Source organism: Rheinheimera sp., from assembly GCF_965283995.1.
Classification (GTDB): domain Bacteria; phylum Pseudomonadota; class Gammaproteobacteria; order Enterobacterales; family Alteromonadaceae; genus Pararheinheimera.
In genome coordinates this window covers 2,370,343-2,393,080 of the sequence record NZ_CBDIQG010000001.1, presented here as the reverse complement: position 1 = coordinate 2,393,080, position 22,738 = coordinate 2,370,343, and the positions used below count along the sequence as shown (strand labels likewise).

The 22,738-nt window shown below is 52.2% G+C and carries 17 protein-coding genes; 8 read left to right on the top strand and 9 right to left on the bottom strand.

Features of this window, described 5'->3' with window-relative positions; translation table 11 throughout:
* Window positions 1–2 precede the first annotated feature (2 nt).
* The 5 genes from leuB to ACQ66Q_RS10805 all read left to right on the top strand — a co-directional run bounded on the left by leuB (window position 3) and on the right by ACQ66Q_RS10805 (window position 6,061).
* On the top strand, window positions 3–1,073 hold the full coding sequence (gene leuB / locus ACQ66Q_RS10825) for a 3-isopropylmalate dehydrogenase (protein ID WP_430456810.1): 1,071 nt from the start codon (window positions 3–5) through the stop codon (window positions 1,071–1,073).
* Between the two features lie 10 nt (window positions 1,074–1,083).
* Window positions 1,084–2,499, top strand: a complete 1,416-nt coding sequence (gene leuC / locus ACQ66Q_RS10820; protein ID WP_430456809.1) for a 3-isopropylmalate dehydratase large subunit — start codon at window positions 1,084–1,086, stop codon at window positions 2,497–2,499.
* Window positions 2,496–3,098, top strand: coding sequence for a 3-isopropylmalate dehydratase small subunit (gene leuD / locus ACQ66Q_RS10815; RefSeq protein ID WP_430456808.1), 603 nt, complete (start codon window positions 2,496–2,498; stop codon window positions 3,096–3,098). The genes leuC and leuD overlap by 4 nt, the downstream gene beginning before the upstream one ends.
* 264 nt (window positions 3,099–3,362) lie before the next feature.
* Window positions 3,363–5,564, top strand: a complete 2,202-nt coding sequence (locus ACQ66Q_RS10810; RefSeq protein WP_430456807.1) for a tetratricopeptide repeat protein — start codon at window positions 3,363–3,365, stop codon at window positions 5,562–5,564.
* A complete protein-coding gene (locus ACQ66Q_RS10805) occupies window positions 5,561–6,061 on the top strand; it encodes a hypothetical protein (protein WP_430456806.1) in 501 nt (166 codons plus the stop codon). Before ACQ66Q_RS10810 ends, ACQ66Q_RS10805 begins: the two co-directional genes overlap by 4 nt.
* A 38-nt stretch (window positions 6,062–6,099) precedes the next feature.
* Here ACQ66Q_RS10805 and ACQ66Q_RS10800 read toward each other — a convergent pair whose 3' ends face one another.
* A complete protein-coding gene (locus tag ACQ66Q_RS10800) occupies window positions 6,100–7,740 on the bottom strand; it encodes a S41 family peptidase (protein ID WP_430456805.1) in 1,641 nt (546 codons plus the stop codon).
* A gap of 176 nt (window positions 7,741–7,916) precedes the next feature.
* On the opposite strand from ACQ66Q_RS10800, the gene ACQ66Q_RS10795 reads away from it, so the two are divergent.
* Window positions 7,917–9,074, top strand: coding sequence for an HD domain-containing phosphohydrolase (locus ACQ66Q_RS10795; RefSeq protein ID WP_430456804.1), 1,158 nt, complete (start codon window positions 7,917–7,919; stop codon window positions 9,072–9,074).
* Between the two features lie 7 nt (window positions 9,075–9,081).
* Here ACQ66Q_RS10795 and ACQ66Q_RS10790 read toward each other — a convergent pair whose 3' ends face one another.
* Complete coding sequence (locus ACQ66Q_RS10790; protein ID WP_430456803.1) at window positions 9,082–12,087, bottom strand: EAL domain-containing protein; 3,006 nt, start codon at window positions 12,085–12,087, stop codon at window positions 9,082–9,084.
* 201 nt (window positions 12,088–12,288) lie between these two features.
* Between ACQ66Q_RS10790 and ACQ66Q_RS10785 the strand changes: the two genes are divergently transcribed.
* The gene (locus tag ACQ66Q_RS10785) at window positions 12,289–13,641 is read left to right on the top strand and encodes a DUF2252 family protein (RefSeq protein WP_430456802.1); all 1,353 of its coding nucleotides are present in this window, start codon (window positions 12,289–12,291) and stop codon (window positions 13,639–13,641) included.
* Here ACQ66Q_RS10785 and ACQ66Q_RS10780 read toward each other — a convergent pair.
* From ACQ66Q_RS10780 to ACQ66Q_RS10770, 3 genes are all read right to left on the bottom strand, one after another.
* Window positions 13,615–14,208, bottom strand: coding sequence for a DUF1826 domain-containing protein (locus ACQ66Q_RS10780; protein ID WP_430456801.1), 594 nt, complete (start codon window positions 14,206–14,208; stop codon window positions 13,615–13,617). The two genes, ACQ66Q_RS10785 and ACQ66Q_RS10780, sit on opposite strands and share 27 nt — an antisense overlap.
* Entirely contained in the window at window positions 14,174–15,382 is a 1,209-nt protein-coding gene (zigA, locus tag ACQ66Q_RS10775) for a zinc metallochaperone GTPase ZigA (protein WP_430456800.1), read from the bottom strand. Before zigA ends, ACQ66Q_RS10780 begins: the two co-directional genes overlap by 35 nt.
* A 153-nt stretch (window positions 15,383–15,535) precedes the next feature.
* Entirely contained in the window at window positions 15,536–17,365 is a 1,830-nt protein-coding gene (locus tag ACQ66Q_RS10770) for a M4 family metallopeptidase (RefSeq protein ID WP_430456799.1), read from the bottom strand.
* A gap of 238 nt (window positions 17,366–17,603) precedes the next feature.
* Between ACQ66Q_RS10770 and ACQ66Q_RS10765 the strand changes: the two genes are divergently transcribed.
* On the top strand, window positions 17,604–18,230 hold the full coding sequence (locus ACQ66Q_RS10765) for a trimeric intracellular cation channel family protein (RefSeq protein WP_430456798.1): 627 nt from the start codon (window positions 17,604–17,606) through the stop codon (window positions 18,228–18,230).
* A gap of 87 nt (window positions 18,231–18,317) precedes the next feature.
* Here the strand turns inward: ACQ66Q_RS10765 and ACQ66Q_RS10760 are convergent, their stop codons facing one another.
* The 4 genes from ACQ66Q_RS10760 to ACQ66Q_RS10745 all read right to left on the bottom strand — a co-directional run bounded on the left by ACQ66Q_RS10760 (window position 18,318) and on the right by ACQ66Q_RS10745 (window position 22,737).
* Window positions 18,318–19,061, bottom strand: a complete 744-nt coding sequence (locus ACQ66Q_RS10760) for a TerC family protein (RefSeq protein WP_377245384.1) — start codon at window positions 19,059–19,061, stop codon at window positions 18,318–18,320.
* A gap of 171 nt (window positions 19,062–19,232) precedes the next feature.
* On the bottom strand, window positions 19,233–19,985 hold the full coding sequence (locus tag ACQ66Q_RS10755) for a substrate-binding periplasmic protein (protein ID WP_430456797.1): 753 nt from the start codon (window positions 19,983–19,985) through the stop codon (window positions 19,233–19,235).
* A 19-nt stretch (window positions 19,986–20,004) separates the two neighbouring features.
* Window positions 20,005–21,771: a FimV/HubP family polar landmark protein gene (locus tag ACQ66Q_RS10750; RefSeq protein WP_430456796.1), complete on the bottom strand. Its 1,767-nt coding sequence runs from the start codon at window positions 21,769–21,771 to the stop codon at window positions 20,005–20,007.
* A gap of 135 nt (window positions 21,772–21,906) precedes the next feature.
* A complete protein-coding gene (locus ACQ66Q_RS10745; protein ID WP_430456795.1) occupies window positions 21,907–22,737 on the bottom strand; it encodes an outer membrane lipoprotein-sorting protein in 831 nt (276 codons plus the stop codon).
* Between the last annotated feature and the right edge of the window lies 1 nt (window position 22,738).

The window sequence follows — 22,738 nt, the reverse complement described above, 5'->3', positions numbered from 1 at the left end:
AGATGATGAAGACTTACAACATTGCAGTATTAGCCGGTGACGGCATAGGCCCGGAAGTGATGGCAGAAGCGTTAAAAGTGCTGGACGCCGTCAGTCAGAAATTTGCATTTACGGTCAAAACGCAAAGCGCATTAGTCGGTGGTGCCGCCATTGACGCACACGGTGAAGCATTGCCTGCGGCAACCTTAGAGCTTTGCAAACAGAGCGATGCGATTTTATTCGGTTCGGTCGGTGGCCCAAAATGGACCAGCCTGCCGCCAGCCCAACAGCCAGAACGTGCGTCGTTGTTACCGCTGCGTAAAACCTTCGACCTGTTCTGTAACCTGCGTCCGGGCAAGATTTACCCGGCATTTGCCGACTTATCGCCCATTCACCCGCGCACCAGCTCTTTAGGTATGGACATTCTGTGCGTGCGCGAACTGACCGGCGGGATTTATTTTGGTGAAAAAGGCCGTACCGACACTGCCGCTTTCGATACGCAGACTTACAGCGTGGCGGAAATTGAACGCATCGCCCGCGTCGCTTTTGAAGCGGCCGGCAAACGCAGCAACAAAGTCACCTCGATTGATAAAGCCAACGTGCTGGCCACCAGCGTGTTATGGCGCGAAGTGGTCAGCCGTATCGCCAAAGATTATCCGGCTGTGGCGCTTGATCATATGTATATCGATAACGCCGCGATGCAGCTCATTCGTTCGCCGCAGCAGTTCGACGTGCTGCTGTGCGACAACCTGTTTGGCGACATTTTATCCGACGAGTTAGCTGCAATTGCCGGCTCTTTGGGTTTACTGCCATCTGCCAGCCTGAACGGCTCGAACTTTGGTTTGTACGAGCCAGCCGGCGGCAGCGCACCAGATATCGCAGGCCAAGGCATTGCCAACCCGGTGGCGCAGATTTTAAGTGCGGCACTGTTGCTGCGCTTTAGCTGTGGCGAAGAAGCCGCCGCCCGCGCCATCGAAACTGCGGTCGAACAAAGCCTGGAACAAGGCATTGTTACCCGCGACATTAATCCGGCCGCCGGTTACAACACCCGCGACATCGGCGACGCCATCGTGCGTTTTATTCAGGCAGCTTAAGGAGTCAGCGATGGGCCAGACCTTATATCAGAAGATTTATCAGAGCCACGTGGTTGGCGCGTTAAACGGCAGCACCGATTTATTGTTTGTCGACCGCCATCTCATTCATGAAGTGACCAGCCCGCAAGCCTTTGCCGGCCTGCGTCAGGCTGGTCGCCCGGTGCGCCGGCCGGATTTAACTTTTGCCACGATGGACCATAACACCTCGACGCAAGTGCGCAGCTACGATGCGGCCGGTGAGACGTCGCGTAAACAGCTGGAAGCGTTAGCGGCCAACTGCGCGGAAAACGGTATTGAACTGCTGGATTTGTATCACCCGGATCAAGGCATCGTGCACGTGATTGGCCCGGAACTGGGCTTAACCCAGCCCGGCATGATCATCGTTTGCGGTGATTCACACACCTCGACGCACGGTGCTTTTGGCGCTATCGCCTTTGGTATCGGCACCTCAGAAGTTGAGCACGTGCTGGCGACGCAAACCTTGCCACAACAAGTAGCGAAAACACTGAAAGTTGAAGTGACCGGCACGCTGTCGCCTTTTGTCACGCCAAAAGATGTGATTCTGGCGGTGATCGGTGCGCTTGGCACAGCCGGCGGTAACGGTTATGTCGCAGAATTCTGTGGTGATGCGATCAAAGGCATGACGATGGAAGGCCGGATGACGCTGTGCAATATGAGCATCGAGATGGGCGCCAAAGCCGGTCTCATCGCACCGGATGCCACCACTTTTGCTTATCTGCAAGGCCGCAGTCACGCGCCGAAAGCCGAACACTGGGATGCAGCCGTCAGTTATTGGCAAAGCCTTTACTCTGACGCCGATGCCCAGTTTGATAAAGTGGTCCAGATCGACGGCAGCCAAATCCGGCCGCAAGTGACCTGGGGCACCAACCCAGAGCAAGTGATCGCGATTGACCAGCCGGTGCCGGCACCGGAGTCTTTCACTGATCTGATTAAAGCCGACGCCGCCCGCCGCGCGTTAAGTTATATGGGCTTAGCGGCCGGTCAGAAACTGACAGATGTCGCCGTTGACGTGGTGTTTATCGGTTCCTGCACCAATAGCCGGATTGAAGATTTACGCGCAGCCGCCGCCGTTGTGGCCGGCAAAACTGTCGCCTCGGGCGTGCGCGCCTTAGTGGTACCTGGTTCTGGCCAGGTCAAACGTCAGGCCGAAGCCGAAGGCTTAGCTGACACTTTTAAAGCCGCCGGTTTTGAATGGCGCGAGCCGGGCTGCTCAATGTGCCTCGGCATGAATGACGACCGCGTCGACGCCGGTCAGCGCTGTGCCTCGACGTCTAACCGCAACTTCGAAGGCCGTCAGGGCCGCGGCAGCCGCACGCATTTAGTCAGCCCAGCCATGGCGGCGGCGGCAGCTATCGCTGGCAAATTTGTCGATGTATCAACGATTTCTAACGGAGCATCCGCATGAGTGACATCTTCGCCAAGGGCCTGGTGTGCCCGCTGGATAAAAACAACGTCGATACCGACCAAATCATTCCGAAGCAATTTCTGACGTCGGTCAGCCGCGACGGCTTTGCCGAAGCGCTGTTTTTTGACTGGCGTTATCTGGCCGACGGCAGCGCCAACCCGGAGTTCGTACTGAATGAACCGCAGTATCAGGGCGCTTCTATTCTGCTGACGCGCGCCAACTTTGGTTGTGGTTCCAGCCGTGAACACGCGCCATGGGCGATCCAGCAATATGGCTTCAACGTGATCATCGCCGAAAGTTTTGCCGATATTTTCTTCAATAACAGCATCAACAACGGCATGTTGCTGATTAGCTTAAGTGCGGCCAATATCGATTTCCTGTTTAACCGCAGCAAACAAGGCCCGCAGCAATGGCAAATTGATTTGGCCAATCAGGAGATCCTGCTGGGTAATAACACAGCGATTGGTTTTGCCATAGATGCTGATGTAAAACAGCGTCTGCTGAGCGGTCTGGATTTTATCGGTGCCAGTGAAACCCTATCCCCGCAAATCGACGCTTATGAAGCGCAACGTCGCAGCGCGACGCCCTGGTTAGGTTAAGCTGCAACGCCCTTTACGATGTGCTGCCAGTGGCAGCACATCGCTGTTTCCTCTCCAATTTTCAGCATCTCTCCTGCATTTTTTTTAAGCTTCATTTACAGTTCACACAACTGCTTTCCAACAACGGAAAATACCCGAATATTATTTGGTAAAACAAAGACTTCCTGACTATCCTCGAACGATGGTGCCCGAACCATCATCTGAGTTCAAATCAGGGTCTGTGAAGCTGTCGGAACCCGGGACCAAGCGCAGGATAATCCGACAGTGCAAACCGAAAATCTGACGATTTTGTTTGTTGATATCGCTGGCTTTACCGCCACCACCAATCGTCAGTCACGCCGGCAAAATGCCTCCTTGCTACAAAATTTTGAAAGCCTGCTGAAGCCACAAATCAAGAAATTTTCCGGCCAGTTAGTCAAATCAATTGGCGATGCGTTATTGCTGAGTTTCCGCTCCCCGACCGATGCCATGCTATGCGCCTGCCGCATGCAAGACCGGCTGGCACTGTATCGTCAGCAACACCCCGACGAGCATCCGATCGTGATCCGCATCGCCGCCCATCTCGGTGAAGTGCGGATCGCCCGGCACGATATTTTTGGCGAAGCGGTGAATCTGGCCGCCCGAATAGAAGCCGTCACGCCGCCTGGTGAAATTTATCTATCGGAAGCTGTTTATCTGGCAATGAATAAAACCGAGGTGCCGGTCGAAGTCGCAAGTAAATTCACTCCGGATGGATTTGATCATGAGATCCAGTTGTATAAAGTCCGGAAATCAAATGAAAGTCAGCTTCCTTACGGATGCGACCCCAGTACTATCATCCCACTGAAATCCAAAATTGGTTACGCCTACGCCTTAGCCGGCATGATGATTTGCATTTTGAGTAGCTTCATCTGGTTCAGTAACCAACCGATGGCACAAAACAAATCAGTACCGATCATTCCCCCTGAATTGCCGGTTCAGTTTGTTCGGGTTTCGGTGCATCCGACAGATGCAGCTATTTTTAGCCCTGAGTTACAAAGCGAGATGAAACAACAGCTAGAACATGCTGTCAGGCATAGCGACGGATTCTACCCCAGCGATGAATACACTCATAACAGCGCGGTAGATACCGTTGAAGTCACTGTCAAAGCAGGGAATTTTCCGAAACCGTCTGTCGTGACTCTTCAGTTAAAAGGGAAGCGTGAAAAATTACAGTTGGACTGGGACACCACACAATCCGAAGCCTTACTTCAGCAAAGTGCTCACTTTGTGCAATCGGTCCTTACCAACAAACCAATTGATGCACCCAAGTACAAACAACGGCTTGCTCCAGATGTCTTCCAGCAATACCTAAAAGCAAAGGATCTCTATTTAACTGGTAAGCAGTTGATGCAGGCGGCTCCCTATTGGCAAGCATTGACTATTTTGACTCATGAAATGCCACAAATCCTTGAGTTTCAACCCGCTGTTACTTGCCTGTGTAATACAGCTTTGGCTCTGCAAAAATTGGACGAACCTGAAAGTAAGCTAGAAACAGCGCTACAACAGTGTTCTTCACTAAGCGGAGCTAAAGACGCCGACGCCTTGCTCGCATATGGCAATTATTTGATGCACAGCAACAACTTCGAACAAGCTGAAGCAGCATTCAACCACGCGATTACGCAAGACCCTGGCCTTGCTGATGCATATAGTGCTCTGGCAAGCCTTTACCAACAGCAAGGTGAACAGCTCGAAGCAGAGCGCATCTATCAACTTGCCATTCGTAAGCAGCCAAACCACTGGCATCCACTACAAGCATTAGCTGTATTTCACCTCGAACGCGGCAGATTTGAAGAGTCACTCCGATTGTTTCAACAGGTGGTTCAGTTACTCCCAGACAATTCCACAGCTTTAACTAATCTTGGCACCGTTTACTTACTACAGGGCCAGCTACAAGCTGCGGCCGAGACCTATCAAAACGCATTGCGGCTTGGGAATGATGCAGACACTCAGTCTAACCTGGCAACCGTTTATTACTACTTAGGCCGACTTTCTGAATCCATTCACTTATACAAAAAAGCTCTAGAACAATCACCTGAGCGATACGAATTACACGGCAATTTGGCGGACGCATTACGCCAAAGCGGAGCAAAAGACGCAGCGCAGCGAAGTTACAAACAAGCATTGTCCTTACTGCTGAAAAGGCAGCAATTAGACGCCCGTGAATTGGCGTTAAAAGCTCACTACTCTGACTTTTTGCAAGACTCCAGAGCAACACTATGGATGGAAGAAGCCCGCAGTTTGGATGCTGAAAACGCTGAAGTTTGGCTACTAAGCGCACAAATGTACTTACGACATCAAGACAAAAACAACGCAACACTTGCGGCCAGTAAGGCTGTGGAATTCGGATTTTCCTTCAAATTATTGTCAATTGACCCTGATTTGTCCGCGATAGCCAATGACAGAAATTTTCAAAAATTTTTACAACATGAAAGGAGTGCACTATGAAAAAAGTTCTAATCGGCACGATCTTAACTGTTTTGGTTTTCTCTGTGCAGGCCCAGCAGAGACCTAACGAAAAGCCAGACAAAGCACACTGCAGAAACAATGATAAGGAACAAGTGGTCACCATCATAAAAGACAATACTGGTGCATATAAAATAAAACATAAAAAAAGATTCAAACACTGCTTAGTAAATAACTCTGGAAAAGATGGAACGATCATTTGGAAATTTAAGAAGGAAATTCCAGAATGCCAAAACAATCCCAATTCTTGTACCGTGACCTTCAATAATTATGACCAAGGAGCAAATCCTGTTAGTTGTTATTTTGACAACAACAGCAACTATAACTGCAAATCAGATCTCAATACGTTAAAAAAACATTGTGATGATGAAGACGACGAGGGAGTTGCAACAGGAATGTGTGTCATTGATTACACCATTACAATTGATGGTAAAACAATTGACCCCACACTTTTAATTAAGCCAAGACCTACCAATTAAGAAACGGCTGCAGAAGCAGCCGTTTTTTCTCTACCTTATCAATCTTGAATAGGCTGACGAATACTAACATCGCGCAGTTGATGTTCTGTGCGTGGATCACGGATCGCCAGACCATCGCTTTGCAGTGGCGCTGCAGCCGAGGCGGCTTGTTGGGCTGCTGCTTGCTGTGTCGCCGTCACCACCGGACAACTGTTGTTGCCAGCATAAAACAGTGCCGTTTTCAGCATGCCTTCCTGCGCGTCGCCAAGCGGTTTGCTCAGATCATCAGCCACCGGACAGCCTTTGATATCCGCAGCAAAGCGTGGTGCCACAGCTGGCGTGAAGCCATCGGCATAATCACCGAAACCTTTGGCATTGCTGCCACTGAACTGAATAGTGAAATATGTGGTACCGCAGTTGTCGGTTGGGTAAAAACCATACGGCTTGCCACAGGTTTTACCGCCGATCTGGATCACTTCCACGTCGACGCCGCGCAGTGCATTGATAAAGGCTTCGCTGGCAGAGCAGGTGTTGTCAGTGGTTAATACAAAGATCCGGTTCAGGCTTAAATTGGGTAACGTCTGACTGGTTAAGCGTCCGGCGGTATAATCAATGCCTTTGCTATAAAACGGCGTCGGCTCCAACGCTTCACCAGTAACTGGATCTGTCGTCGGATACTTGTCATTAAATTGCAGCTTATCAAAATAACGCGACTGGATTTGGTTTGGACCGCTGACCATATAGCCAAATTGCGATGCCAGCGCCAGCAAACCACCCCCGTTGTAGCGCAGGTCCACCACCAGCTCGTTCACCGCGGCGGTGCGGAACTGTTCAACCGCACTGATTAACTGCGGCTGGGCGGCAGCGATGTGGGTATTAAACTGCAGATAACCGACTTTTTTATTGCCACTTTGCAACACTTTGACGTTATGCACCGGTACGGTGGATACATCAGCGGATACCAGCGTGTAGGACCGGCGCACACCATTGGCGTCGGCAAAAGTGAACTGGTGACTTTCACCAGCTTTGGCCGGGAATAACGCGGCATTCAGTTTATTGACACCATCTTGGGTGTTATCGTTAACAAAATCGACGCCATCCACTTCCAGTAATTTCGAACCACGGCCTAACGACGCCGTTGCCGCCGGACTGCCTGGCTCGGTGTACGCCACACTTAACTGCCGTGGTGGCCGGGTCGACGCAAAAATCCACTCGATGCCATAGCCGCTGCTAACCGCAGACTGCGTCTGCTTTTTATACTCGGCAGTGTCCTGATAAAAATGGAAATTGTCTTTCTGCGCACCGGAATCAGTTTTATTACCGCTTTTCAGCAGGTCAAAATAAGCCAGTGTACTGTAGTTGGCCGGATCCAAATCAGGCAGTTCTTTGTACCACAAATAGGTTCTATTGCTCCAGGAGCGCTGCCACAGCTTTTCATGCATCGCCGTGCCGGCTTTATCCGGATAGGCCGCACCACTGAATGGATCGGTGCCGGTGCGTGGCGCCGCGCAGAAGTTTTGCAACGTTGATTCAGCCGCATATTGACCGGCAACCCAATTGGGTGTTGTTGGTGTTGTGGTGCCGGTTCCCGGTGTAGTGCCTGTATTCGGTGTGCTGCCACCCGATGTCCCGCCGCCGCCGCAACCACTTAACAGGGTCAGACTCACTAACACAGCACTGCTGCATAACCACAGTTTCATAACTCACTCCTGATCTTTGAATTCCATAATTTCACTGGGCGAATGATAACAAAAAGTTACGAATAAAGTTAATCACTTGCTTTATATCAACGAGGCTTAATTTGACCCGGTCAAATAGTTGCAAAAATCGCCAAAGCTTCCGACACTGCAGACTAGTGCGTGCAAGGAGTATTGTAATGACCAGTCTGGCACCGAGCCAAATCCTGCAATTGTTTCAGGGCGAAGGCAGCGTCAATCAGCGTTTAGCTGCGTTACATGACCGTGTACTGCAAACCATGCCAGCTATCAGCCGGATCGCCTGCGCCTTGTATGAACAACCCAATGACCTGCTGAAAACTTTTATCAACAGCACCCGCGAAGGTCAAGCCATCAGCGGATACGAAGCCCGCCTCAATGACTGTGGCGATCTGAAAGTTCTGGCCAAAAATGCCAGTTGCCGCGTAATAGACGATATCCCGCTGCAGGTGCAGCCCGGTCATCAGCATTCTGACTGGTTGTTGTCACAACCCTATCGCAGCTCCTTTACTGTGCCTATGTACGACAATGGTGGCTTTTTAGGTTTCATCTTTTTTGATTCGGCACAGCCCGGTTATTTCGATGCGCGGGTGCAACGAGATCTGCTGCTGTACTGCAATCTGATTAATATGGCGTTATCAGCCGAACTGTCTGCGGTGCGCGCTGTGCTGGTATCCGCGCAGGTCGCGCGGGAGTTTGTTGATTTGCGCGACTTTGAAACCGGCGCGCATTTAGAACGGATGGCGCAGTATGCGCGGCTGATCGCCAAAGCGGTCGCGGCTGAATATCAGCTAACGGATGAAACCATCGAACATATCTATCTGTTTGCACCGCTGCATGACATCGGCAAAATCGGCATTCCTGATCAGATCCTGCTCAAACAAGGTCCGTTGACTGCAGCTGAGCGTGCAGTGATGCAAACCCACGTCGAAAAAGGCGAGCAGTTGATGCACAAAGTGATTGGCGATTTTGGCCTGCATCACTTACCTGACTCACAAGTGATGCACAATATTGTGGCCTGCCATCATGAATTTCTTGATGGCTCAGGTTATCCACGTGGCTTACGTGGCAACGAGGTGCCGATAGAAGCGCACATCGTTACAGTGGCAGATATCTTTGATGCGTTGACCAGTCTGCGCCCATACAAGAAACCCTGGAGTGTTGAAGCCGCACTACAGGAACTGCGGCGCATGGCCGGTGTGGGTCAGCTGGATGCAGTGTGTGTTGAAGCGCTCGCAGGGCAAGTCGCCGCAGCACAATGGATAGTGCAGCATTATGTCGATGTGATCACACCGGCAGAAGCAGCGGCTTCGACCTAACAGCGGCTCACCCGACCAACTGCCGCCAGTCCTGCCGGGCTTGCCACTGGGTGATCCATCCGGCCACCTGAGCTGCCGGCATCGGTTTGGCTACACCATAACCTTGTGCCAGCTCACACCCAAGCGCCAACAAGGCACTGGCATGCGCCATCGATTCGACCCCCTCAGCAATAACTTCCCGGTCAAATACCTGTGCCAACTGCACGACGCCAGAGACGATATTGTGGTCGTCCGGATCTTCCAGCATATCGCGGACAAAGCTCTGATCGATTTTCAAACAATGCACTGGTAACTGGCGCAGATAGGTTAACGAGGAATAGCCGGTGCCAAAATCGTCCAAAGCAAAACGCACTCCGAGCGCCTGACACCGCAACAGGGCCTGTCTGGCGGCGGCTAAATCCTGGATCGCCGTGCTCTCGAGGATCTCGAGTTCAATCTGATCCGGGGTCAAAGCTGGCCATTGCTGCAGCAATCCAGTCAGTTGCCCGGCAAAGTCTTCCTGCAGCAAATGACTGGCGCTGATATTGATACCGACCTGAAGCCAGATCCCCTGTGACAACCAGTCCGCAGCCTGAGCAATTCCGGTTTGCAGCACAAATTGGCCAAAACGGTTTTCCAGTTCACTGCCTTCGATAAACGACAAAAACGCCGCAGGCGCCAATAACCCCCGCTGCGGATGTTGCCAGCGGATGAGCGCTTCCATGCCAACCACAGCGCCGCTGCGAAGATTCACTTTCGGCTGATAAAACAAGACAAACTGCTGTAATCGCAGCGCTTCTTCTAACTGCTCCAGCATCATCCGGTGTTCCTGCGCTTCGCGTTCGTGCGCCGGGTCAAACCATTGTATGCGGTTACGCCCGGCTTCCTTCGCCTGATACATGGCTTTATCGGCGTGTCGCAGCAGCGTATCGGGGTCGGCATTATCATCCGGGTATAAACTGACACCGATACTACAGGTCAGCGCAATCTCTATGTTATCCAGCAGCAGAGGCCGGTTCACGGCTTGCAACAACCTTTTGACGATATGATTGCCTTCGGGCAGTGCCGGCATGTCAGATAACAACACGACAAACTCATCGCCACCCGAACGGGCCAGCGTGTCATCGTGACGCAGCGCGCCCTGCAGCTGATGACTCAGCGCCAACAATACGCGATCACCAAAAGCGTTGCCAAACTGCTCATTGATTTGTTTAAAACCATCGATATCGATCAGACAGGCAGCGCAGCGTTGCCCCATTTGTAAGGCGCGGATCAGTGTCTGATTAAAGCGGGTTAACAATAAGCGTCGGTTTGGTAAGCCCGTTAACGCATCAAAATTGGCGACTTTGTCCAGCTCGGCGGCATGAGCCTTCAAGTGACTGATATCGGAAAAAATTCCAATGTACTGGCGGATCTGACCTTGTGCACCACGCACCACTGAAATCGACAACATTTCGGTATAAACCACGCCATTTTTGCGTTTGTTGATGATTTCACCACGCCAGAAACCGTGTTGCTGCAATTGCAGCCACATTTGCTGGTAATAGGTTTTTTCATGCAGACCCGACGACAAAATCGCAGGTGATTTGCCCTGCACTTCGGCAGCACTGTAGCCGGTGATACGGCAAAAAGCAGGATTGACCCGCATGATCTGGTTATCCGCATCCACCAGCATGATGCCGTCATAACTACCGGCAAACATCATCTCCGCCAGTCGCAAGGCTTCTTCATTCTGCCGGCGCTGCTGAATATCAGTATGAGTTCCCGCCAGCAGCTGCGGTTTGCCATCCGGCGAAGTGGTGACGATTTTGCCGCGCGACAGGATCCAGCGCCAGCTGCCATCTTTGCAACGGGCGCGAAACTCTGCTTCATGCATCGGCTTCACCCCATCCAGGTGTTGTTGAATCGATTCCATCATTTGTGGATAATCAGCCGGGTGCAGCAGCTCAGGCCAATGCTCCGGTTGGATCTGCATTTCACCGGGCAAAAACCCCAACATGGTTTCAAAACGCTCGCTGACCTGCATCCGCTGCTGCTGAATGTCCCACTCCCAAAAACCTTGTTCAGAGCCTTCCAGCACACGCTGTAGCAAGCGTTTCTGCCCGACCATCACTGTCACATCCCGGGCAATGCCAAAAATACCACTGAGCTGCTGGCGATGATCAAACAGTGGCCCCTTACTGACCGAGTACAGCTGGCTGCTGCCATCGGCTTGCTGCAGTTGCTCCTGAAAATGCAGCACCCTGCGCTGTTGCATGACTTTGGCATCATTTTGCTGCCAGCTGACAACCTGGGCCGGATCTGCCAGCTCCACATCGGTACGACCAATAATTTGCCCGGCTTCCAGGCCAAATGCGCGGCAAGCCGCCTGATTCACCAGCTGATAACGACCGACGCTGTCTTTGGTAAACACCACGTCATCGGTACCTTCAATGACCGCGTCCAGTAAACGCTGCTGATGCCCGGCCTGCCGGGCCGAATTGCGCAACAACTGACACAACCAGCTCACCGTGACGCCATTGATAATTAAAAACAGCCACTGCAATTGAATGTACAAGCTCTGCTCGGCACCGGTGAGAGCCCATCGGGCGATCCAGGCGACGGCCATTGTCGACAGTAAAGTGGCAAATAAACCCGGACCAAAACCACCCAACACGGCCGCCAGAATGATTGGCAACAGCTGCAAAATCATCATGGGTTTTTCGGCAACATCAACAGGTAACAGTAAGCGAAAGGAAATCATCAGACTCACCAACAAGCCAGCCACCAGATAATCACGCAATTTGCTTTGGCGATGAGTCAGTGGCAAGACGTTGGTTTCAGGATGGAAAGACTGCGGTACGTTTTTCAGCGCTAACGAGAGTCCTACTGCAGTCACCAATACAAACAGCATGCCCTTGAGCATCGAAACCATCAGTAATTGTTCCGCGCTGATCACCAGCAGCAACAGATGATCGGACAGGAAAATCCAGCTTAGGGCTAACAGCACATAAGCCAAAACGACAGCGACAATGTATTTTTGGCGATGAGACAAAGTACAGACTCAAAACTGGGACAATGCGCAAGAATAATGGACAGCCCGGCTTCCTACAAGTTTCGATAGCGGATACAGCAGCGGTCGGACCATTGGAATAAACCGATGTTCTGTTACAAAAAGCCTGCATCAAACTGTCGTCAACCAGCGAAAACTGCTTTAGCATCAATGCATCGCAGTCATAGAAATGGAGATATTCAGATGCAGCGTCTGCAACAACTGATCGCCGAATTCAGTCGGACCGATCAGGTCGACCCCAGCCAAAGTATTCTTAGTAAACATCAGAAAATGGCGTTAAACCCATTTCGTTTTTTGCGCGGCAGTTCCGGTTTGTTTTATGCGGATATTCAGTCAGGTCTGCTCAAGCTGCCGCCAGCACTGGTGCAGCAGGTGCCATTCACCACAGTCATGGGCGATTGTCACATCTCCAATTTCGGCTTTTTCACCGAAGATGGCAGTTATGGCCAGCGGGTGATTTTTGCGCCGAATGATTTTGATGACGCCTGTATTGGCCCGGCGGTGTGGGATTTAAGCCGCTATATCATCAGCCTGCTACTGGCCGCCGACTATTGTCAGGGCCTGACGTCAGGGCGCTATCAGAGCGAAGATGCGCCGGATTTGGCCGGCTTAACTGCCGCCAGCGCTGATGACGCCAAAGACGCTGCCCGTAGTTTCTTACAAAGCTATTTAGACTGCTGTGCAGCGGTGGCAAAAGATGCCGAATTCCGTTTCAGTACTCAGGATGATTTCCCGAAAAATCATGTGCTGAAACCATTCCTGAAAAAAGCGATTAAGCGCTCCGCCGCCGGCAGCGATTTTCTGCAGAAAAGCACACTGGCAAAATCGGTTGATATCTCCGCCAGACCGCTGCAGTTTAAAGCTGATGCCGGCAAATTCAGCCGGATTGATGCTGAGCGTTATCAGCAGCTGAAGCAGGCGTTTGCGCCTTATGTGCATGATGAGATCCTCGACATTGTGACCCGACACGGTGCCGGTACCGGCTCGCTGAATATGCAGCGCTATTACCTGCTGGTGGGGCCGGCAGATCTGAGCTCAGATGCCGATTTGGCGCTGTGTCAGGTGGTCGAAGTGAAGCAACAGCGCCGCTCTGCGCCGTTGTTTTTCTTTCCGGATTTAAGCCCAGTGAACCGGCTCAATGACGCGCATTTGACTGTCGATTGTCAGCGCCTGATGCAGCGCCGGCCGGACTCAGTATTGGATGAAGTACAGTTTGAAGGCGCGCACTATCTGGTACGCTCGCTGCATCATGCCAACGTTGATGTAGACCCGGAAGATGTCTGTTTACAGCCGCAGTCGCCCGGCAAAGCGCTGAGTCAGTTTTCCGCAGCCTGTGGTCATGCGCTGGCACTGGCGCATAACAGAGCGGACCGTCGCTCTGCCCGATTTGCTCAGCAAATGCTGGGGGTGATGGCAACCAGCCATGATGCCCTGTTACAGGCCTGTACCGACTATGCCAGCCAGCAACAACAGGATTGTCAGTTACTGGCCACGCTGTTGGCGCAAACGTCAGAGCGGGTCGAGCGTCAGCAATAAACGCGCAGCCATGCCAGGCGGTGAGCGGTGCCAGACCGCAGCCGCCGCTGGCCATGCCGAGCCTTTTAACAACGCGCTGTCGCCAACATTTAAACAGCCGGTTTCATCGTCATCTTCCGGGCCGGCCCGCCATTCGGTCGCAGGTCCGGCATAAGTCACCAACATCCGCAGCGCCACATGATCAGTATGAAAACGCGGGCACATAGCGCTGTGTAATGCTTTGAGCCGCACACCAAGATGCTGAGTATCCATCAGACATGTCAGCATCTGTGCCTGCAAAACGATATCCTGACACAGTGCGTCACGACCCGGCATGTCCGGCACCGCATACTGCAACAACGCCGGCAAATCAGCGAGGTGAGTCTGGCGCTGCAACGCAAAAGCCGGACGCGCCGCTAACTGCGCTGCACACCATAATAATTCTGTATCCAATTGCCGCTGCCACACGGCCAGATTCACTTCCGGCAACAGAATATCGCTCAGTACCTCAATGTCTGAACTTTGCCGGATCTGAGTCCCGAGCGGCTGAAACTCAGTGAACATCATCTTGCTGAAATGGATTGTCATACAGGCGCCAGGCCGCAGGCCCTGCAGCGTACTCTTCGTCAGTTAACAGACAATTGGCCAGTTGGCGACGCATCACAGCCTCATCCAGCCCCTGGCCGATAAAAACTAACTCCTGGCGGCAATCGCCATAGTCGCCACTGAACTGGGCCTCAATTGCGGCCCTGCTTTCCGCATCATCCGGCCATTCCTGGGCAGGGACGGCAAACCAGAACAAACCTGCCATGCCATAACGCGCAATGCCGCCGGCCTGATGCCATTGCCAGGCATATTCAGGTTGGGCTGCCAGCCAGAAATAACCTTTTGAGCGCAGTAAACGGCCTTGCGGCCAATCCTGATGGAAAAACTGATGCAGACGCTCTGGATGAAACGGCAATCTGGCGACAAAACTAAAGCTACTGATGCCATATTCTTCAGTTTCCGGCTGCTGTTCGCCACGCAACACCTGCAACCAGCCTGGCGCTTGCTGCGCTTTGGCAAAATCAAACAAGCCGGTGCCCAGCACTTTGTCCAGTGGTACCCGGCCATGCTCAGCATATTCAATCCGGGCCGATGGATTGAGCTGGCGCAGTACTGCCGTCAACGCATCCAGCTCGGCTTGGGTGACCAGATCGGTTTTACTGACCACCAGCACATCACAGAACTCCACCTGATCAATCAACAGATCTGCGACGGTGCGCTCGTCGTCTTCACCCAGGTGTTCACCACTGTCCGCCAGTAAACGGGCTTGTTGATACTCGGCGATAAAATTCACTGCATCGACCACTGTCACCATAGTATCCAGCCGGGCGATATCAGCGAGTGTCTTGCCGTCTTCGTCGGTGAAAGTAAAAGTTTCAGCGATAGGTAAGGGCTCGGAAATGCCGGTGGATTCAATCACCAAATAATCAAAGCGCCCTTCCCGCGCCAATGCTTGCACTTCGACTAACAAATCTTCCCGCAAAGTACAGCAGATACAGCCATTGCTCATCTCGACCAGTTTTTCTTCGGTCCGATGCAGCTGAATTTCTTTTTGCACGGCATTGGCGTCGATATTCAGCTCACTCATATCGTTGACGATCACCGCGACCTTTAAACCGGCGCGGTTTTGCAGAATATGGTTTAACAAGGTGGTTTTACCGGCGCCTAAAAAGCCCGATAACACGGTGACTGGTAACAATGGCGGTTGGTTATGCATCACAGCAGCCTGCTTGATTTTAAGATATGTTATACTATAACAATATCTACATCGATGCCAGCCCATAGCTGTTGCAACCCCAATGCAGACTCAACCCGGTTGGTCTGAAAAAAAAGCCCGCGCTGCGGGCTTTTTAGATGTTGCCAGAGACCGTTATTGATACGACCAGGTCTGCGTCACACCGCTGAAACTGCTGTAGGCGCGCAAGCCGACGTGCCAGACACCGGCTTGTGGATTATTAATCACACAACTCTCCGCATTACCGGTTTTATAAGGCCGGCACTGATAGGTGCTGGTCGTTGGCTGACTGCCGAACCGGACATAGAGATCAGCGTCACCGGTGCCACCGCTGATCGTCACCGTCAGTTTGGTTTTGCCAGCTGGTACTGTGATGGTGTTGCGGGTCCAGTTACCGGTTGTTGCTGCCAGATTTGGCAGGGAACCGGAAGTGCCATCTGGTGGTGTCACAGTGCCACAGTCAGTGGTGGTGACGCCTACTGCACTGAATGCGGCCTGCACATCGGCCGTGTTGTAGCCTTTATCTTTGGTCGCCCGGCAGACACCGTTGGCGCCGCTGACGAAAGTGGCATTGGCTGTCCAGTACACCTGATTGGCCACAGTGAATACTTCGAAGGCTTTGCGGGTATTCCAGCCAGATTTATTCGCTAGCAGGTAAAACGCTTTGTTAAACACGCCTGAGCTGTGATGAACATCCATGCCACTGGTGTAGTTGCTGGCATGACCAATGGATCGGCCATCTTTGGTCGGGTCGTCCATATAGCGCAAAGCGCCTGTACTTTTGAAGATGTCGGCGCCGACCTGCCAGTCATTGCTGCCTTTCATAAAATATTCAGCCGCTTCACCGGCCATATCGGAAAACGCTTCGTTAATACCACCCGATTGTGCGCTGTAGACCAGGCCAGAGTTGAACTCGGTAAAACCATGACTGACTTCATGCGCCGAGACATCGAGACTGACCAGCGGATAAAAACGACTGGCGCCGTCGCCGAAGGTCATCTGGGTACCGTCCCAAAATGCATTTTCATAACTACTACCGTAATGCACCCGCATTTTCAGCTTTGTATTCAATGGATTGACGTTGAACCAGCTCTTATACAAGTTAAATACTACGCCACCAAAATAGTGCGCATCATTTAATGGTGCATAGGCACCGTTAATGGCCTTAAACGTATTGTTCGGACAGGTAAACTGGTGAATGGTGCCGCCCGACGTGGCGCCATTAAGGTTGATGGTATCAACATTGACGTTGCTCATCCGGCAATTCGCATCGACATCCAGATAACCGTAGGTCGTACCATATTGGTATTGACCGGTTTTGGTATTGCCACCAGGGCCGGTGGCATTGGCGTGGGCAATGCCGTCCCAGCTTTGCAGCACTTTGCCGCTATTGGCGTCAATGATGCTGTATGGTCGGCTTGGGTGCTGACCACGTTGCGTCACATAATGCGTGATATAGACCAAGCGGGCGGTGTCATTCTGGTCCAGATAAACCCAGAGTTTGGCATTGGCGGATTGTGCTGACAGTTCGGCCTGCAGCGCTGTTTGTTCCGCTGCATCGGCGGCCTGCAGACTGTCACCGCCGCGACTGGCCAGAATAGCCTGCTCCGGCGCCAGCGCTGGTTTGGCATTGGGCAAGTCATCTTCAATGCCGGTGACTACAGTGCCGCTGATATCTGCATACTGACCATTTGCATTAATGGCCGCCACATTGTGGCCCCACACCGGAATACCGCGGAATTGTTGTTGGTAGCGGCTTTTGGTTTTGCCGTCAAAACGTTTGATTTGTTGCAAAGCTTTAAAGCTCATCGGCTCAGCGCTGCGATCGTCCAGCGTGCCGTCAAGACTGCTCAGTGCCTGACCATTCAGAATGCTGGTCGCCGGAACGACCTGCGCAGCTTGCAGTGGTGCGCAGAACGCCAGCGTGACGGCCAACGCCAATGGGCTCAGATGTTGTGGTTTCATGAGGTTTCCTCTTGTATGTTTTTTATTTCAATGTTCCTGAATACTGCGAAGACTCGCCGCAGCCCAGCAACCATAGCCAAGAAAAAACCCACGAAATTAACATCAGGTTAATATCAGTAATTTATAAATTCCTTATCAACTGCCCCTACTCAGGTGGTCATACAGAAGGCCGCAGTCCAGCGCTGCACCGGCCGCCATTCTGCGTTAAGATGGCTGTTTTTAGTCTGAGGGACCGCGGATGGAACAGCTTTTTCACTGGTTTGATTTGATGGGGATCGGTGTATTTGCCATCGCTGGCACGCTGGCAGCATGGCGAAAACAAATGGATGGTTTCGGCGTGATAGTCCTTGCAACAGTGACTGCGATTGGCGGTGGCACTATCCGGGACCTGATCCTCGATGTGCCGGTGATTTGGTTATCGGACAACAGTTATTTTTACGCGATTTTTGGCGCAACGGCGCTGACTATTCTGCTGGTACGTAAACGCCTGACTATCCCCAATAATGCGCTGCAAATTGCCGATGCGATAGGTCTGGCATTTTTTGTCGTGATGGGCGCACAAAAAGCGCTGGCGTATGGTACCTCGGACTTTGTTGCGATCATGATGGGGACTATGAGTGGTGTCTGTGGCGGCATGATCCGCGATGTATTGTGCCGGGAGATCCCGTTAGTATTTCGGGGAGAATTGTACGCAGTGACCTGTATTTTTGGTGGTCTGGTGTATACCCAGCTGCTGGCCCTGCAAGTAGCACCATTACCCGCGATGCTGGCCGGTATGCTGGCCTGTCTGTTGTTGAGGCTCGCTGCCATTCGCTGGCACCTGACTATCCCGGTGTTTGGCCGCAGCGGCCGGATCAGCAAATAATCAGCGCAAAATGGCGGTCGTTGCACTTTGCCGGTAAAACAAAAAAGCCCGCATCGCGGGCTTTTTTAATCAACTCAGCACAGATCGTTACGGCAGATCTTTATGCAGCTGTACTGGGGTAGATTTTTTGCGCAGACGGATGTTAACCATCTCGACGCAACAGGAGAAGGCCATCGCGAAGTAGATATAACCCTTCGGTACATGCACATCAAAACCTTCGATCATCAAGGTGACGCCTACTAAAATCAGGAACGACAGTGCCAGAATTTTAATGGTCGGGTGCGCGTCAACAAAATCACCGATAGGTTTGGCAGCAAACATCATCACAGCGACTGCGGCGATAATGGCAATCGCCATAATTTCGATGTCATTGACCAGGCCCACAGCTGTGATCACCGAGTCCAATGAGAACACGATATCGAGGATCATAATCTGGATCAGTATCATCATCAGATTGTTGGCAACAACTTTCGGCGCACCAGGCTCTTCCTGGGCACCTTCTAAGCTGTGGTGAATTTCTTGCGTCGATTTTGCCAGCAGGAATAAACCACCGCCAATCAGGATCACGTCACGTCCAGAGATGTCGTTCCCGAGTACAGTGAACCAGGTTTCGGTTAAACCCATCACCCAGGAGATAGAAAACAACAGGGCCAGACGGGCAAACATGGCCAGGCCTAAACCGAGACGACGGGCAAAAGCGCGTTGTTTCTCTGGCAAACGTCCGACTAAAATTGATAAAAAGATAATATTATCAATACCTAATACGATCTCCAGCGCGGCCAGAGTGCCCAAAGCTATCCAGGCCTCCGGGCTTGAAATCCACTCAAACATATCAAACTCACATCTATAGCTAAAAAACTGGGGCTCAGTTTACTTGTGAAGCCCGTGCCTGCCAAACAAAACGTGATATTTCGGGCTGCCCGCCCAATGCGGCAAGTGCCGGACTCAGACTGCTGACTGGCAAAAAACACCGGATCGTGCCTGCGGCCATCAGGCGTTACCTTAGGGTGCTTTGAGCTGTGAGCGATGTTCCAGCAGCTGATATTTTTGTTTCAGCTGCTGGATTTCAAGCGGATGTCGCTGCAGAAAACGATTAAATTCGATGATGAGTTCCGGCTTATTCACGCTGGATAATAAAAATGGCAACTCGGTAAAAGGCAGCTGCTCCGCCGCGACTAATGCCCCTGATTGCCCCTGTCGGCGCAGATATTCATTCGCCACATTCAATTCAATTGAAGCACCATGCACCCGGCCTTTTAACACCAGTCCAAGTGCCGATGCACTGTCGGCGACATCCACGATACGGAATTTGTAACGGGGCTGAAGCTCCAGCCAACGGTGTGGGGCAAAGCCATGGATCACGGCTAAAGACCGAAAATTTTCCAGCGGCATCTGACGGTTTTCCGGTAACACCATAGTGCTGCCCAGTGTGTAAATCACCGGGTCGCTGAAGGTTTTACTGTATTCAGCCACCATGTATTGCTGCCAGTTCGGATTATCCGGATAAACCACATCGATGTTGTTGTTGGCTTCCTGGTAAAGCCGTTTCACCGGCAGCGCTGTAAACCGGATCTGCACACCGTTTTTTTTACCAAACAGTTGCATCAAATCATAGAAATAACCGCGCTGCTGACCGGCACTAAAATCGTAATGCGGATAATAGTCAATCTGTTCAATGCCAACGACTATGGTGCGGGGTTCGGCAGCAACCAATGCAGACCAGCACAACAACACGCTTGCCAGCCAGTGTTTCATACTACACACCCCAGAATCCTTAGAAATAGTAATCAAAGCCTAACTGAATATAGTCGTCCTGACGTAACCACCAGGTTGGTTGTTGGATAGACACCGCCTGAAAAAACCAAGCGTCTAGCCGCAGTCTGATATTGTTACTAAACCGCATCGACGCTTCTAACATACCGCTACGGGTCCCGCCGCTTTGCAGGTCTTGTGCGATACCGAATAATAACTCACTGCCGGCTTCGTCATTCAGCGCGATACGCATCCCGGCAAACAGGTCGCGTTGGCCGGGCACCGGAGCCAGCGCTCCGCGATTGTCATACTGATATTCCAGCAGCCAGCCAAGGTCAACGGCCGAATCAAAGGCGCCCACAGTGGTGTATTCAAACCCTGCCACTGCGGCACTGAATTGCTCAATATCACTGCTGCGCCGGATCGCCTCCAGTTTCCAGATCCAGCTGTCGACGATCCATTGCCCTTCCCCACCGATCTGCCGCATCTGTTCGTAATACGGCTGCAAAGCTGCGCCCTGCGCCACCGGCAGCCAGCGCGGGTCACGATTGGTGCCGCTGAAGTAAGACAACGCGATATCAACCTGTTCAATCTGCTGACTGTAACGCAATGCCCAGTCCAGGTGCCGTTGTTTGCGATCGGACTGATACACCGCATCGTCAGCCAGCACCGGAATGGGTAAACGTAAGCGGCCTTCGGCACCACTTAAAGTGCGTTCACGGAAATACGGCAGCACAAAGCTCTGCAAATTACCCCAGTCGCCGCTGAGTGTCAGTTGTGCCAGTGGCTGGCCAAGTTTGGATTCACCGTCAATAGCATCAACCCAGTCGGTCTGATTGATGATATCAACCAGATGGATAGACTCAGTGACACCCCAGAAAATCTTGTCAACGCCGGCTTTAAACTCCCAGCCATCTCCGACGGTCAGCCAATAAGCCTGACGTAAATCCACCAGATGGCGTTCACTGTCGCGTTGGTCCAAGCGTAAATACGGACTGATGCTCCAGCTGCTGCGTTCATCTTCAGACTGCCAGTACCATTCGACTAAAGCACTGCCACTCAAAGCACTACGGCTTTGGCCCTGCGCGCCGCGACTCGAAAACCAGCGCCAGTCCAATCCCAACGTGGTGTCGGTTTGCAGCCGTTCGCTCCAGTCTGTTTCGGCTTCCCGGACTGGCAGCGCTACCGGCGCTTCGGCAATATCCGGTGCAGGTCGCGGTGAAGGGGTTGTTGGCAGATCTGCACTGTCCGCGACATCAGTCACTGCTGGTGCAATAGCTGCGGTAGCCGGCGCAGTCTGTTGAGCGGTGCGTTGCTTGCTCTGTTGTTGGACCTGAAGGGCTAAGGCCGCGGTGGCCTGTGACGACAGACCGCGTGATTTGCGCTTGGTTGGCGCAGCGTTTAACGTGCTAGCGACAGTGGTGCCAGCGGAATGACTGCCGCCCGCCTGTTGCCGCGTGGCAACCCATTGCCGCCAGCTTTCGGCATCGGCCTCAACTTTTTGTTGTGCCGTGACCAAATCCACCGCGGCAATTTCAGACTCTGTCGGCAGTTCCAGCACAGCGCCAAGTTTGACATGATGCACATTATTGCCGATAAACGCGGTCGGGTTTTTCTGTTGCAACGCGATGATCGCCTGATACATCGAATACGGTGCATCACCCCGGGCGGCGCGGGCAAGACTCCACAAAGTATCTTTTGTCGTGACAGGCCCAAGCGTGGCAGCCTGCAGCGGTGCAGTGGCGGTCAAAGCCGCCACACATAAAACCCAACAGATGTTTAATTGCATGATTCAGTTCCGGGATCTGACACTGCCGAGGTGAACGCTGTTTTCAGCATGGTTGAATTCTGCAGCTTTACCAACTGCACAAAAGAAATCACTCAGCAATTCTCAGGCCAGTCCGATGACCGGCCCAATCGGCAATCAACGACTACGCTGCAGCGCATTGGTATCAAAGTCGGCATCGGTCCGGCCTTTACCAAATTCAATATCCCTCACCAGCAGATCGGTACTTTTGCCGGTCTGGTGATTAGTCATCTGCAGCTTCAGCGGCCGCCAGTACTTATTCAGATATTGTTTGTAATCCGACATCACCAGCGTTTTTAACAAGGCATTTTTACGATCATAAAACTCGATTTTGCGTGCGCGGTATTCCGCCTGATCAAGCCAGACCACACTTTTGCTGTAGCCGGAAAATTCATCGACCGGCACTTGCTCTACAACAAATACTGCTTCGCCATCTAAGGTGTCGTCGCGCAGCCAGGTGAATTTGAATTTCGCCAGTTCAAACGAACTTAAGTCTTCATAGGCAAACTCACTGGCCATAAAAGGGCCGGATTTATTGCGGGATGCGATGCGTTTAACCCGTTTGACCGACGGCAGATATAACCATTGGTCGTCTGGTTTACCGGTGTGTGAGTGGTTCAGAAAAGCCGTGCCCCGCACGTCTTTCGGCTCATCAAAAATCGTCAGGCCTTTGTCACCGTCATTGGCCACTTCCAGGCTGATACTGCGGATCTCGCGTTTATTCTCTTCACCCTGAGCATTACGCAGCACCATGGTGGTTTTCGACTCACTGTCTTTCCAGCCTTCATCCCGCGCCACCCGCTCTTTGGCAATAGTCAGACCTTTGCCGCCATCATCGGCTGCCACCGGCACACCGCTAAGCGCGGCGCTGAGCAGACCAAGACACAATACAGCCGGCCAGAAGCGCTGTAGCGGTTTTGCGAGGTTGGTGTGATGCACTTTATTCATA